Origin of the sequence: Pseudoalteromonas sp. SG44-1, from assembly GCF_014164315.1 — a bacterium.
Classification (GTDB): Bacteria; Pseudomonadota; Gammaproteobacteria; order Enterobacterales; family Alteromonadaceae; genus Pseudoalteromonas; species Pseudoalteromonas rhizosphaerae.
Window position 1 is genome coordinate 43,502 of sequence record NZ_JACJEW010000033.1, and the last position, 12,785, is coordinate 56,286.

Annotated in this window: 8 protein-coding genes and 8 tRNA genes; 13 read left to right on the forward strand and 3 right to left on the reverse strand. The window is 40.8% G+C overall.

Features of this window, described 5'->3' with window-relative positions:
- Positions 1–46 precede the first annotated feature (46 nt).
- The gene (locus H5187_RS15315) at positions 47–2,323 is read left to right on the forward strand and encodes an acyl-CoA dehydrogenase (RefSeq protein WP_182798013.1); all 2,277 of its coding nucleotides are present in this window, start codon (positions 47–49) and stop codon (positions 2,321–2,323) included.
- Between the two features lie 68 nt (positions 2,324–2,391).
- Here the strand turns inward: H5187_RS15315 and H5187_RS15320 are convergent, their stop codons facing one another.
- The gene (locus H5187_RS15320) at positions 2,392–2,832 is read right to left on the reverse strand and encodes a hypothetical protein (protein WP_182717977.1); all 441 of its coding nucleotides are present in this window, start codon (positions 2,830–2,832) and stop codon (positions 2,392–2,394) included.
- Between the two features lie 142 nt (positions 2,833–2,974).
- The gene (cysK, locus tag H5187_RS15325; protein WP_182798014.1) at positions 2,975–3,943 is read right to left on the reverse strand and encodes a cysteine synthase A; all 969 of its coding nucleotides are present in this window, start codon (positions 3,941–3,943) and stop codon (positions 2,975–2,977) included.
- 421 nt (positions 3,944–4,364) lie between these two features.
- Here cysK and H5187_RS15330 point away from each other — a divergent pair, with 421 nt between their 5' ends.
- The 12 genes from H5187_RS15330 to H5187_RS15385 all read left to right on the forward strand — a co-directional run bounded on the left by H5187_RS15330 (position 4,365) and on the right by H5187_RS15385 (position 9,921).
- Positions 4,365–5,516, forward strand: a complete 1,152-nt coding sequence (locus tag H5187_RS15330; protein WP_145242298.1) for a dicarboxylate/amino acid:cation symporter — start codon at positions 4,365–4,367, stop codon at positions 5,514–5,516.
- Positions 5,517–5,624: 108 nt separating this feature from the next.
- Positions 5,625–6,275, forward strand: coding sequence for a UvrY/SirA/GacA family response regulator transcription factor (gene uvrY / locus H5187_RS15335; protein WP_016707677.1), 651 nt, complete (start codon positions 5,625–5,627; stop codon positions 6,273–6,275).
- Positions 6,276–6,284: 9 nt separating this feature from the next.
- Positions 6,285–8,108 (forward strand): excinuclease ABC subunit UvrC, encoded by a 1,824-nt coding sequence (uvrC, locus tag H5187_RS15340; RefSeq protein WP_145242296.1) that lies wholly within the window; start codon positions 6,285–6,287, stop codon positions 8,106–8,108.
- A 42-nt stretch (positions 8,109–8,150) separates the two neighbouring features.
- Entirely contained in the window at positions 8,151–8,696 is a 546-nt protein-coding gene (gene pgsA / locus H5187_RS15345) for a CDP-diacylglycerol--glycerol-3-phosphate 3-phosphatidyltransferase (RefSeq protein ID WP_145242294.1), read from the forward strand.
- Positions 8,697–8,912: 216 nt separating this feature from the next.
- Positions 8,913–8,988: transfer RNA gene (locus tag H5187_RS15350), tRNA-Gly, on the forward strand.
- 26 nt (positions 8,989–9,014) lie between these two features.
- A tRNA-Cys gene (locus tag H5187_RS15355) sits at positions 9,015–9,088 on the forward strand.
- Positions 9,089–9,124: 36 nt separating this feature from the next.
- Positions 9,125–9,211: transfer RNA gene (locus tag H5187_RS15360), tRNA-Leu, on the forward strand.
- Between the two features lie 66 nt (positions 9,212–9,277).
- A tRNA-Gly gene (locus tag H5187_RS15365) sits at positions 9,278–9,353 on the forward strand.
- A 39-nt stretch (positions 9,354–9,392) separates the two neighbouring features.
- Positions 9,393–9,479: transfer RNA gene (locus H5187_RS15370), tRNA-Leu, on the forward strand.
- 150 nt (positions 9,480–9,629) lie between these two features.
- Positions 9,630–9,705 (forward strand) — tRNA-Gly (locus H5187_RS15375).
- Positions 9,706–9,723: 18 nt separating this feature from the next.
- A tRNA-Cys gene (locus tag H5187_RS15380) sits at positions 9,724–9,797 on the forward strand.
- Positions 9,798–9,834: 37 nt separating this feature from the next.
- Positions 9,835–9,921: transfer RNA gene (locus H5187_RS15385), tRNA-Leu, on the forward strand.
- A gap of 942 nt (positions 9,922–10,863) precedes the next feature.
- Here the strand turns inward: H5187_RS15385 and H5187_RS15390 are convergent.
- Positions 10,864–12,285: a sodium:alanine symporter family protein gene (locus tag H5187_RS15390; protein WP_182740048.1), complete on the reverse strand. Its 1,422-nt coding sequence runs from the start codon at positions 12,283–12,285 to the stop codon at positions 10,864–10,866.
- Between the last annotated feature and the right edge of the window lie 500 nt (positions 12,286–12,785).

The following is a 12,785-nucleotide window of genomic DNA, read 5'->3' on the forward strand; positions in this document are numbered from 1 at the left end:
TCATAATTAAGTCAATCTGTTTTATTAATTAATAAGGATAGTTTCCATGTCAGTGTTTATTTTGTTACTGGTGTTGGTGATAGTTATTTTTGCGGTTAAAGATATCCGCTTAAATCTCGTCAGTCGCCCGACATTTAAAATGTTTAAAAAGGTATTACCGCCGCTTTCGCAAACTGAGCGTGAAGCGATGGAAGCGGGCGACGTGTGGTGGGATGGAGAACTATTTAGTGGCAATCCTGATTGGCAACTACTTCACAGCTACCCAAAGCCAGAGTTGAGCGAAAAAGAGCGAATATTTTTAGACAATGAAGTGGACACACTGTTGGCAATGCTTGATGACTATCATATTGTGCAAAAAGATAAAGACTTGCCAAAAGAAGTATGGGATTACCTAAAGACCCAAGGTTTCTTTGCGCTGATCATTCCCGAGAAATTTGGCGGACGCCAGTTTTCAGCAATTGCAAACTCAACCATCGTAGCTAAAATCGCCACTAAAAGCTTAACAGCTGCAGTCACCGTGATGGTGCCCAACAGTTTAGGCCCTGGTGAATTACTATTACATTATGGTACAAAAGAGCAGCAAGAGCGCTGGTTACCTTCACTTGCGAAAGGGGATGATGTGCCGTGTTTTGCTCTAACAGGCCCTGAAGCAGGCTCTGATGCTGGCAGTATTCCTGACTCTGGCGTAGTGTGTAAGGGTGAGTTTGAAGGCCAAGAAGTTGTAGGCTTACGATTAAATTGGTCAAAACGCTACATTACGCTTGCACCCGTAGCAACGGTTCTTGGACTTGCTTTTAAAATGTATGATCCCGATGGATTACTTGGTAAACATAAAGAGCTAGGTATAACCTGTGCGCTGATCCCAACAGATCACCCTGGTGTGGAAACGGGTGAGCGCCATTATCCATTGAATATGGCGTTTATGAATGGCACAACCTACGGTAAAGATGTATTTATTCCTCTTGATTGGATCATTGGCGGTCAAAAAGGGGCTGGACGAGGTTGGCGGATGTTGGTTGAGTGCTTAAGTGCCGGGCGCGGTATTTCATTACCAGCATTGAGCAGTGCAACAGGGCATTTATGTGCCCGTATGACATCGGCCTATGCAATGGTACGTCAACAATTTGGTGTTTCTATCGGGCAGTTTGAAGGCGTGCAAGAGGCGCTGGCTCGCATTGGTGGACTAACCTATAGTCTTGAATCATGCCGCTTAATGACTGCCGGAGCCATTGATTTAAAATTAAGCCCATCAGTGGTGACTGCGATTGCCAAATATCATATGACAGAGATGGGCCGTACGGTAATGAATGATGCTATGGACATTCATTCGGGTAAGGGGATCCAAGTGGGGCCAAATAACTATTTAGCGCACGGTTATATGGGCATTCCAGTATCAATTACTGTTGAAGGGGCGAATATTTTAACCCGTAATCTGATGATCTTCGGTCAAGGTGCAACTCGTTGCCACCCATTTGTACTCAAAGAAATGGAAGCCGCAGCAATGGAAGATGACGATCTTGCGTTAAAAGAATTTGATTCATTATTACTGCAGCATATTTTATTTGCCGCTACTAATGCGAGTATGGCTTTTATACATGGATTAACGCGAAGCTATTTTGCAAAATCGCCCGTTTGCGGTGAGGCTGCTTCATATTATAAGCAGTTAGGGCGTATGAGCCGAGGACTTGCCTTTAGCACTGATGTGGCAATGTTAGTACTTGGTGGTGAGCTTAAACGTAAAGAGATGATTTCAGCGCGTTTAGGGGATGTCTTAAGCCACTTATACTTAGCATCTTGTGTATTAAAACGTTTTGAAGACGAGGGGCGTCAACAAGCTGATCTTCCGTTCGTAAAATATGCGGTTGAATTGTCACTGTTTGAAATTGGCCAAGCATTTGACGGTTTTTTCAAAAACTTTTCAAACCCAGTTATTAACTTCATTTTAAAACGTATTGTATTTCCGCTTGGTAATCATTATCAGCGCCCAAGTGATGAACTTGCACAAACAATTTGTGAGCATATGACCCAACCTGGGGTATTTAGAAACCGCTTAACTCATTTATGTTATGTGGATGATAAAGCGGGTACTGGTGTGATGGAGAATGCGTTTATGGCGATGCATGATACCAGCTCCGCCTTCAAACGATTGAAGAAATGGCAACGTGACGGCACACTTAACCGTAATGCTGATATAGCAACTGCAATCGACAGTGCGCTTGAAAAACAGTTAATAACTGATGAGCAAGGCGAAAAGCTACATGCTGCAAATAACCTACGCAAACAGGCTATTGCGGTAGATAATTATCAGCCAGGTGAACTGTAATAGCGAAAACTAACAAGCCTTGCTGCGAGCAAGGCTTGTTAAGCTATTTAAATATTTAATATAAAGCGTTAGCGTGCAAAAGGATCGGCATTGATTTTATCAACATACCAATTGCCTTTTTTACGCACCATTTTTACGCTGCGCATATCATCAACTTTATTACCATTGAAGTGGCCTGTGAAAATAAGGTTGATATTGGCTGTATCGCCATACTGTTCTCTTAAACTCATATTAGTCATATCAACTTCAATTACTACATCATCGTATTGCATGTTGACTAAATTGCGGGCAAATTGTTTTGAGGTGCCATAAGAGTTCATGATCCGCGCCATTTTAGGTGTGGCCATGGTAGTGGCTTTGCTCAGATCCTGTTCGTTATAAAGTGTATCAAAAAATAGTGCTGCGCTATTTCCTGGGGTATTTTTTTCACCTTTTGGTGAATCTTCATTTCCACAGCCGCTTAACAGCAGTAAAAATGTAGCAGTGCAAAGAGTTATAAATGATTTCATTAGATAAATAGATTTATTAGTGATGATTTAGTGTGTGACGAAATACGACAGATGTAAAGTTTACGGTAAGAATTAGTGATGTGAATGCAATAAATAATAAAAAAGGATGCAGTTTGCATCCTTTTTCAAAAGCTATTTAAACTTATTGAACCAGCTCTTGCTGTGAAAACTCTTCAGCAAAAAGTGGGCTTGATAAATAACGTTCAGTTGCACTAGGTAAAATTACTACGACATTTTTACCTGCATTTTCAGGTAACTCAGCAATGCGTTTTGCCGCAACAACCGCAGCGCCAGATGAAATACCAACTAATATACCTTCTTTTTTCATCAGCTCATGAGCCATTGCTATACATTCTTCATTAGACACTTGCTCTACACCATCGATCATTGATAGATCTAAATTACCAGGAATAAAGCCTGCGCCAATACCTTGAATTTTATGTGGCCCAGGTTTAATTTCTTCACCCGCGAGTGTTTGGCTGATCACTGGCGAATTAGTTGGTTCAACAGCGATTGATTTTACATTAAGGCCTTTTTCAAGTTTCAAATAACGGCTGACACCAGTAATTGTACCTCCAGTACCCACACCAGCCACAAAGAAATCAACTTTACCATCTAATGCATTAAAGATTTCTGGGCCTGTTGTTTCAAAGTGAATTTTAGGGTTTGCAGGGTTTTCGAATTGTTGCAATAAAATAAACTTTTCAGGGGCTGATGCTTGAATTTCCTTTGCCTTAGCGATCGCACCGTTCATACCTTTAGCGCCATCTGTAAGTACAAGGTTTGCACCAAGTGCTTTTAATAGTTTACGACGTTCTAAGCTCATAGTGTTTGGCATCGTAAGCGTTAACTTGTAACCACGAGAGGCTGCAACAAATGCCAGTGCAATACCTGTGTTACCTGAAGTAGGCTCGATGAGCTCTTTGTCTTTGGTAAGTTGACCTGATTTTTCAGCCTCCCAAATCATCGATGCACCAATGCGGCATTTAATACTAAAGCTTGGGTTACGCGACTCAACTTTAGCGTATACATTCCCACCTGTAACACTATTAAGTTTTACCAACGGTGTGTTACCGATGCTTAGTGAGTTATCTTCAAAAAAAGTAGACATAATGTTCCCTTAGGTGCAATTTATTCAATCGTGACCGATTTTTATGTAATCGATCTGTAATAGTGACACTTTACTGCTGAATTAAAAAAACTAAAGTAAAGTTTGGCTATAAGATATATCTATTCGGCTTATAACTGAATGAAATAAAAACAGCGACTGCTTGTAAGTATAGTTATTAAGACCAAAATACTATCAGTTATGCTGACATAGGATTATTAGGGATACAAATACTGACCAAAATTTATATGCGCTAGATCATAATGAATTGCCTAGTTGATATTATAATGAACAAATTAGACGGGCGTTTAACGCTAAAAGTGATTGTATTTTGTGCAAACAGGCTGTTGTTGAGCGGTTTTATGATACATATAATTAAAAACATGCTAAAACCTCACCCATCAAAATTTATGAAGTGATGACAATGACGTTAATCTTAAAATTAATTGCCGGTATATTGGCCGGTATTTTAGTGGGCTTATATGTTCCACTAACAGGTGTTGAACTCCTTTACACGGTAAAAGAAATAATTGGTCAGCTGATCACTTTTACTATTCCACTAATTATTTTATTTTTTATAGCATCAGGAATTGCAGGTTTACCAAAAGGTTCAGGCCATTTGTTAGGTAAAACCGTTGGTTTCGCCTACGGTTCGACCATTATTGCAGGCACATTAGCTGTGATGGTTGTTAGTGCAATTATTCCGTTATTTGATGGCGGTTTAACCTTTGAAGCTGAAATAGCAACCGAAGTGGCAAGTTTTATTGATTTAGAGATCCCACCATTGATGGGTGTTATGACCGCGCTTGCCACAGCGTTTGTGTTTGGCATCGGTATGAGCCAATTAGAGCTAGAGACCTTGAAAAAAGTATCGGATCAGGGCCGCGATGTGATTGATGGTTTGCTAGCAAAAGTTATTATTCCAGCATTACCGTTTTATATTGCAGGTGTGTTTGCTGAGATGACAGTTGCAGGCACTGTTGTTGATACCTTACAAACGTTTGGTGTGGTGTTGATTGCTGCATTAATAATGCATTGGGTATGGTTAAGTATTCTTTATATCGGTACGGGTATTTTATTAAAACGCAACCCAATTGAATTAATTAAAAATATGCTCCCAGCTTACTTTACAGCCTTAGGCACTATGTCAAGCGCTGCGACTATTCCAGTGTCTTTACGCTCAAGCAAAGCAAATAATGTAAAAGAAGATGTTGCTAACTTTACTGTACCTTTGTGTGCGACTATTCATCTATCTGGCTCAACGATCACTATCGTAACTTGCGCGATGGCGGTGATGTTTTTATCACCAAATATGGATGTACCATCATTATTTGGGATGTTGCCGTTTATTATGATGCTAGGTGTGGTAATGATTGCCGCGCCGGGTGCTCCGGGCGGGGCAGTCATGTCTGCGCTGGGTTTATTAACCAGCATGCTCGGTTTCAATGAAGGTGCTGTGGCACTCATGATAGCGCTTTATCTGGCTCAGGATAGTTTTGGCACAGCCTGTAATGTTACCGGTGATGGGGTAATTGCCTTGTGGGTTGACCGCTTCAGTGAAAAAACGCCATCTTAAATTAGTTATCTGAAACGATAATTGGGTTATCGTTTCAGATTTTCTGTGTTAGTGTGACGAATTAAATTGTCATACTGACATGCTGTTAGGTTATATGAGGGTGTCCCATTGATTAATGTACTTTTAGTTGATGACCATGAACTCGTACGAACGGGTATCAAACGTATTTTAGATGATGTTCGTGGGTTTAAAGTAATTGGTGAAGCTAAAACAGGTGAAGAAGCGGTACAGTTTTGCCGTCAGCATTCTCCTGATATTGTGCTAATGGACATGAATATGCCAGGTATTGGCGGATTAGAAGCGACCAAGAAAATTTGTCGCTATTGCCCTGATGTGAAAATTATTGTGTTAACTGTACATTGTGAAGACCCATTCCCAAGTAAAGTGATGCAAATTGGCGCTCATGGTTACTTAACCAAAGGGGCGGGCTCTGATGAAATGGTCAATGCAATTCGCGCAGTAAATGCAGGACAACGCTATATTGCACCAGAAATAGCTCAACAAATTGCCCTTGCGCAAGTGACGGGTCGTACTGATGAAAGTCCATTTCAGAGTTTATCTGAACGTGAATTACAGATCATGTTAATGATCACTAAAGGTGAAAAGGTGCAAGACATTGCCGAACGCCTTAATTTAAGTTCTAAAACAGTGAACAGTTATCGCTATAGAATGTTTGAAAAGCTGAATGTGGGTGGTGATGTTGAACTAACTCATTTGGCTATTCGTCATAAGATGATCGACATCGACAGCGCCCACTAGTGTTGCCCCATGGCAGAATTTGATCACGCCCATTTCTTAAAAACACTATCAAGCGAACCCGGCGTTTATCGGATGCTTGATAGTGATGATAAAGTTATTTATGTTGGTAAAGCTAAAAACCTTAAAAAACGTGTTAGTAGCTATTTTCGTAGCAATGTCACGGATGGCAAGACTCGCGCTTTAGTCAGTAACATTAGTGATATTGACATCACTTTAACCAATACTGAAACCGAAGCCTTACTGCTTGAAAATAACTTAATAAAAAAATATCAGCCACGTTACAATATTTTACTGCGTGATGATAAATCCTATCCGTATATTTTATTAACTGCTCACAAACATCCAAGACTTGCATTTCATCGCGGTAGCCGCAAAGTGAAAGGCGAGTATTTTGGGCCATTTCCAAGCGCTGGCGCTGTCTCTGAAAGTTTGCGGTTAATGCAGAAAATATTTCCTGTTCGTCAATGTGAAGATGCGTATTATCGCGTTCGCAGTCGACCTTGTTTGCAATTTCAGCTAAAACGTTGTTCTGCACCTTGCGTGAATGAAGTGAGTGACGATGAATACAATCAGCAAGTTGATTTTGTACGTAAATTTTTGACTGGCAAATCTCATGAAGTCATCGCAGCGTTGATCTCTAAAATGGAAGCTGCGAGCCACGCTTTGCAATTTGAATTGGCAGCTAAAGTACGCGATCAAATAATGCTACTGCGTAAAATGCAAGAGCAACAATCAATATCAGGTAATTATGCCGAAATGGATGTTGTGGGTTTTGCTCATTTAAATGGCCTTAATGGCATTCATTTGTTGATGATCCGCGATCATAAAGTACTCGGTAGCAAAACGTACTTTCCAAAAGTACCGAAAGATTCACAGCCACAAGAAATACTGGCTTCATTTCTTGGGCAATATTATTTAGCGCCAGGTGCAACAGGGCGAATTGCTAAAGAAGTTATTTTGCCATTTGCACTTGATGAAGTTGATGTACTCAGTGAAGCATTAAGCCAAGTGAGTGAACGCAAAGTAACTTTAAAAACAGTTACACGCGGTGAGCGTGCGCAATACTTACAGCTCGCTAATAAGAATGCGCTTAATAGTATTACCGTGAAGCAAAGCACTCAGGATTCGATTAATAAGCGTTACGCACAACTTAAAGCGACGTTAGGGCTTGATGATATTAATCGTATGGAATGTTTTGATATCAGCCATACAATGGGAGAAAACACAGTTGCCAGTTGTGTGGTGTTTGATTCGCAAGGACCGAATAATAAAGAATATCGACGCTTTAATGTCACAGGGATCACTGGAGGTGATGATTATGCTGCAATGGAGTTTGCGTTAAACAAGCGTTACAACAAGTTGGTTGACGAAGATAAAATTCCTGATGTGATTTTTATCGACGGTGGTAAAGGACAACTTTCTCGTGCCGAGCAGTACTTTGCTAATTGGCCACATGCAAAAATGCCGCTGTTAGTCGGTGTGGCAAAAGGCACCAGTCGTAGGCCAGGCCTTGAAACACTATTAATTGATGGTGGCCGGAAAACAATCCCAATGGATTCAGACGCACCAGCGCTACATTTGATCCAACATATTCGCGATGAATCACATCGCTTTGCTATTGCAGGGCACCGTAACAAGCGGCAAAAACAACGCACTCAATCACTATTAGAAGAGATAGGTGGTATCGGCTCGGTACGACGCCAAACATTATTAAAATTTTTAGGGGGTATGCAGGGAGTAAAAGCTGCTAATATAGATCAATTAAAGCAAGTACCCGGGATCAGCTCTGACATGGCTGAGAAGATATTTAACCATTTGCATGACAAGGGCTAGCCCTTCGTGCGAATATAGAAAAAAAGACATCCCCAAGTAGTTATGTGGAATATTCCAAACACACTCACAACATTTAGACTTTTTCTTATCCCCATTTTTTTGGTGGTATTTTATCTGCCTTATTCATGGGCTTTCTTTGCTGCAGCTTTTATTTTCTGGCTTGCATCGATCACTGATATTCTTGATGGCTATCTAGCGCGCAAGCTTGAGCAGTCTACGCCATTTGGTGCATTCTTAGATCCTGTTGCTGACAAAGTGATGGTGTGTACAGCATTGGTTGCTTTAGCTAGTTATTATCAATCAATGTATATGACTATTCCTGCTTTAATCATAATAAGCAGAGAAATTGTTATCTCAGCACTTCGAGAATGGATGGCAGAGCAAGGCAAGCGTGGTAATGTAGCTGTATCAAATATGGGTAAGTTTAAAACTGCTGCGCAAATGTTAGCTATTATTGGACTCATTTGGCAATACGATAGTTGGATGATGTACTTAAGTTATGGCTTACTTTACATTGCGACCTTCTTAACGGTTACTTCTATGCTGCAATATTTGATAGCAGCGTGGTCTGAATTGACTAAAAATTGACTCTAAACGTATAATAACGCACCGTTTTAGATAAAAAATAATCAAACAGTTCAAAACTAGCATTTTTTGTATTGACGCGTTTAATAATCTCTGTAGAATGCGTCCGTGTTGAGAGGGCATAGCCCCCTAGATAAACAAAGTGACACTGGTTAAGTTGCTAGAATGTTTTACCGCGACAAGGTTGCGATGAAACATATTAATACTTACATGCGTTATGCGGCACTAGCTCAGTTGGTAGAGCGCGACCTTGCCAAGGTCGAGGTCACGAGTTCGAGCCTCGTGTGCCGCTCCAGTTTATCAAAGGTTACCCAGTATTGAGGCGGAATGGCAGAGTGGCCATGCACCGGATTGCAAATCCGTTTACCCCGGTTCGACTCCGGGTTCCGCCTCCAATCAACACTCCACACGCTTTAATTAGCAAACTCGATGCCCGAGTGGTGGAATTGGTAGACACAAGGGATTTAAAATCCCTCGACTAACAAGTCGTGCCGGTTCAAGTCCGGCCTCGGGCACCACTTTGTGGTTTAGTTACATATACCAAATGTAACTTTTAAAAATGTAGTAATTAGAATTAATATGATGCGGCACTAGCTCAGTTGGTAGAGCGCGACCTTGCCAAGGTCGAGGTCACGAGTTCGAGCCTCGTGTGCCGCTCCATATTAGTTTTATCCACTTGCTTTAAATAGCAAACTCGATGCCCGAGTGGTGGAATTGGTAGACACAAGGGATTTAAAATCCCTCGACTAACAAGTCGTGCCGGTTCAAGTCCGGCCTCGGGCACCACTTTAAATTACTCAACCAAGGTAATTTAAGGGCGATAAAAAATATTTCTTACAAAGAATTATATCTAATTATACGGCACTAGCTCAGTTGCCAGAACGTTTACCGCGACATAGTCGCGCACCAACGTACAAATTACTGACAAAGTTTTATGCGGCACTAGCTCAGTTGGTAGAGCGCGACCTTGCCAAGGTCGAGGTCACGAGTTCGAGCCTCGTGTGCCGCTCCAAATTATTTGTTACATTTAGGCGGAATGGCAGAGTGGCCATGCACCGGATTGCAAATCCGTTTACCCCGGTTCGACTCCGGGTTCCGCCTCCAAATAATTACTCCACACGCTTTAATTAGCAAACTCGATGCCCGAGTGGTGGAATTGGTAGACACAAGGGATTTAAAATCCCTCGACTAACAAGTCGTGCCGGTTCAAGTCCGGCCTCGGGCACCACTTTATATTCACTATTACTTCATTTATACCTACAGCGTAAAAAAACACACCCCAAATTGCTTATCTATCTATTAAATTAAACTTTCACCTTATAGCTTTTGTATGCGTTTAACTTTTATCCATAGCGCGTACGGACAATCTTAATACCAAAATATACGCAAATCACTTTGTTGATTGATGCCAGAGAAATTAGCTTAACTAACACTAATACCAATCTGCATAAAGATTAAGTAAATTTGATCCAATCTCTAGAGCATATAATTTTAACCGTATCAGGGACGGAGATGAATTTATTCCACGCTTGCGAAACCTGTTCGACTATTTCTTCATAACCACTAAATACACGATTAGATAGACAGTGTTGTCGTATCCAACTCAATTGTTAAGGTAGTTTGAAATCCATTTTTGACACTGCAGCGTGCTGTATTTGGCCGCTTAGCAATATTCGTTCTGTTTCCCCCCTCAAAGAATAATGAAACAGCAAGCAGGCGTATGCGTTTTCTTGCATTAGGCTCTTTACGTGATAAAACTAAAAGTTGTTTGGATTCTTTTAAGTTCAATTCAGTAAAAGTAGATAAGTATCTGTGCGCTAATTAGATCACATAATTTGGCAGATTGGTATAAAAAGCAGCAGGCTTTACTTTTGTGGTGACGCTTGATAAATGGCCAATGCTGAGAACAGTAAAGCGTCACTATGCCAATTGCAGCCGCATGCATACCCAATAGATTCAGAGCAACACTCCTGTGTGGCGCTTCGCTGAAGCATTGTTGAAGCATTGTTGAAGCTGTAGCCAGATTTATAAAGCACTCAATAAGGGCCGTGCTTTAGCGATGAATATATTAGACGCTTGTGATAGCAAATCTGAATAACTACTAAGGCATTATTATTTTGATCAAAAAAGGGAGCACATAGACTCCCTCTTTGATTGTAAATAAGCTTATTTACTTTTTATGCCAAATCCCTTTCGGGATGGTTTGATCAAGCTGAGTATTTTTGGTTGGATCAAATGTTGGTAATTTGCCAGCTTTGCGCTGTGTGGTGTAGTCGTTCGCAAGCCAGATCACCACGCCTGATAACATAAACAGTGCAATAACATTCACGATTGCCATGAGGCCCATCGAAATATCAGCTAAGGTCCAGATCAACCCCAGTTCACTCACAGAGCCAAACATCACCATACCTAATACTATAAGTCTAAAGATCAACATACCATGCTCATGATTATGCTCTAAGAATAATAGATTAGTTTCTGCGTATGAATAGTTAGCAACAATTGAGGTAAAAGCAAAGAATAATATAGCAATCGCAACAAAGATTGTGCCCCAGCTTCCAACATGTTCTTCAAGAGCAGCCTGAGTTAATGCAATACCAGTTACACCTGAGTCAGCTACTAATTGATCAGAGAGCAAAATCAGCGCGGCTGTTGCACTACATATAACAACCGTATCAATAAATACACCAAGCATTTGCACATAACCTTGTGAGGCAGGGTGGGGCGGATTTGGCGTCGCAGTCGCTGCCGCATTTGCTGCGCTACCCATACCTGCTTCATTTGAGAATAAGCCGCGCTTTATTCCTTGGATCATTGCTTGCATAACGCCATAACCAATCGCACCGGCACCCGCTTGCTCAATTCCAAATGCACTATTAATAATACGCATAAATACAGTCGGTAATTGCTCTGCATTAATAGCGCACACATATAAAGCTACAAGTAAGTAAGCTAATGCCATAAATGGTACAACCAACTCTGCAAAGCGAGAAATAGTTTTCAGGCCACCAAATATAATAATGCCAGAGCCAACGACTAGTACTAAACCAACAACATAGTTTGGAATGTCAAAAGCGACTTTAAATGCAGCGGCTATAGAGTTAGATTGCACTGCATTGAATACTAGGCCAAATGCCAATATCAAACAGAGTGAGAAAATCACCCCCATCCAACGTTTGCCCAAACCATATTCCATATAATAAGCAGGGCCTCCTCTGAAGTTACCATGTTCATCACGAATCTTATAAGCTTGAGCCAAAGTACTTTCTGCAAAACTCGTTGCCATACCTATTAAGGCAATTAGCCACATCCAGAAAATAGCCCCAGCACCACCTAAATACAGTGCAACAGCAACACCAGCCATATTTCCGGTACCAACACGTGCGGCTAAGGAAGTACAAAAAGCTTGGAAAGATGAAATACCGTTTTTATCACACTGACGAGAATTGAACATGACTTTAATCATGTGGGGGAATTGAACAAATTGAATGAACTTGAGTTTAATAGTAAAAAAGAGTCCTGCCGCTATTAATAGGTAGACGAGAATATGACCCCAAAGCAGCCCACTAATACTATTTATTATATCTATCATGTTATATGCCTAATGAACGAGTTTAAAAAACAGCGGGCAACTTACCATAAGCAAAGCAGATAGTTTAGTGAAACGATGAAAAAAACGAGGTTATCCACAGGCTTCTGTGGGTAAGGTGTCAGTTTCTTTTGGGTATCTTGAGGGTATAAAATAAATGCGAATTTAATGATAAAAACGCTTGCGTAAAATTCGCCGCGCCCTATAATGCGACCCCACTGAGACGGCAGACAGCAACGCTTAAGCTGCAAGAGTTAATCAGTTAGTCGAGTAAAACTTGAGTTTAGACTTTTGATAAAGTTTAAAATTAAGTGTTGACAAAAAAATAGGAAAGCGTAATATGCGCAGCCCTAGCGAGATAAAGTTAAACGCTTTAATCGCAACGTTCTTTAACAATATAAAGCAATCATCTGTGTGGGCACTCGTACAGATTGAGTTCTAACAGCCAAGCTACTTAGGTAGTGAGGCAAACAAATTTAGAGTCTCAATTTAAACTGAGTGAC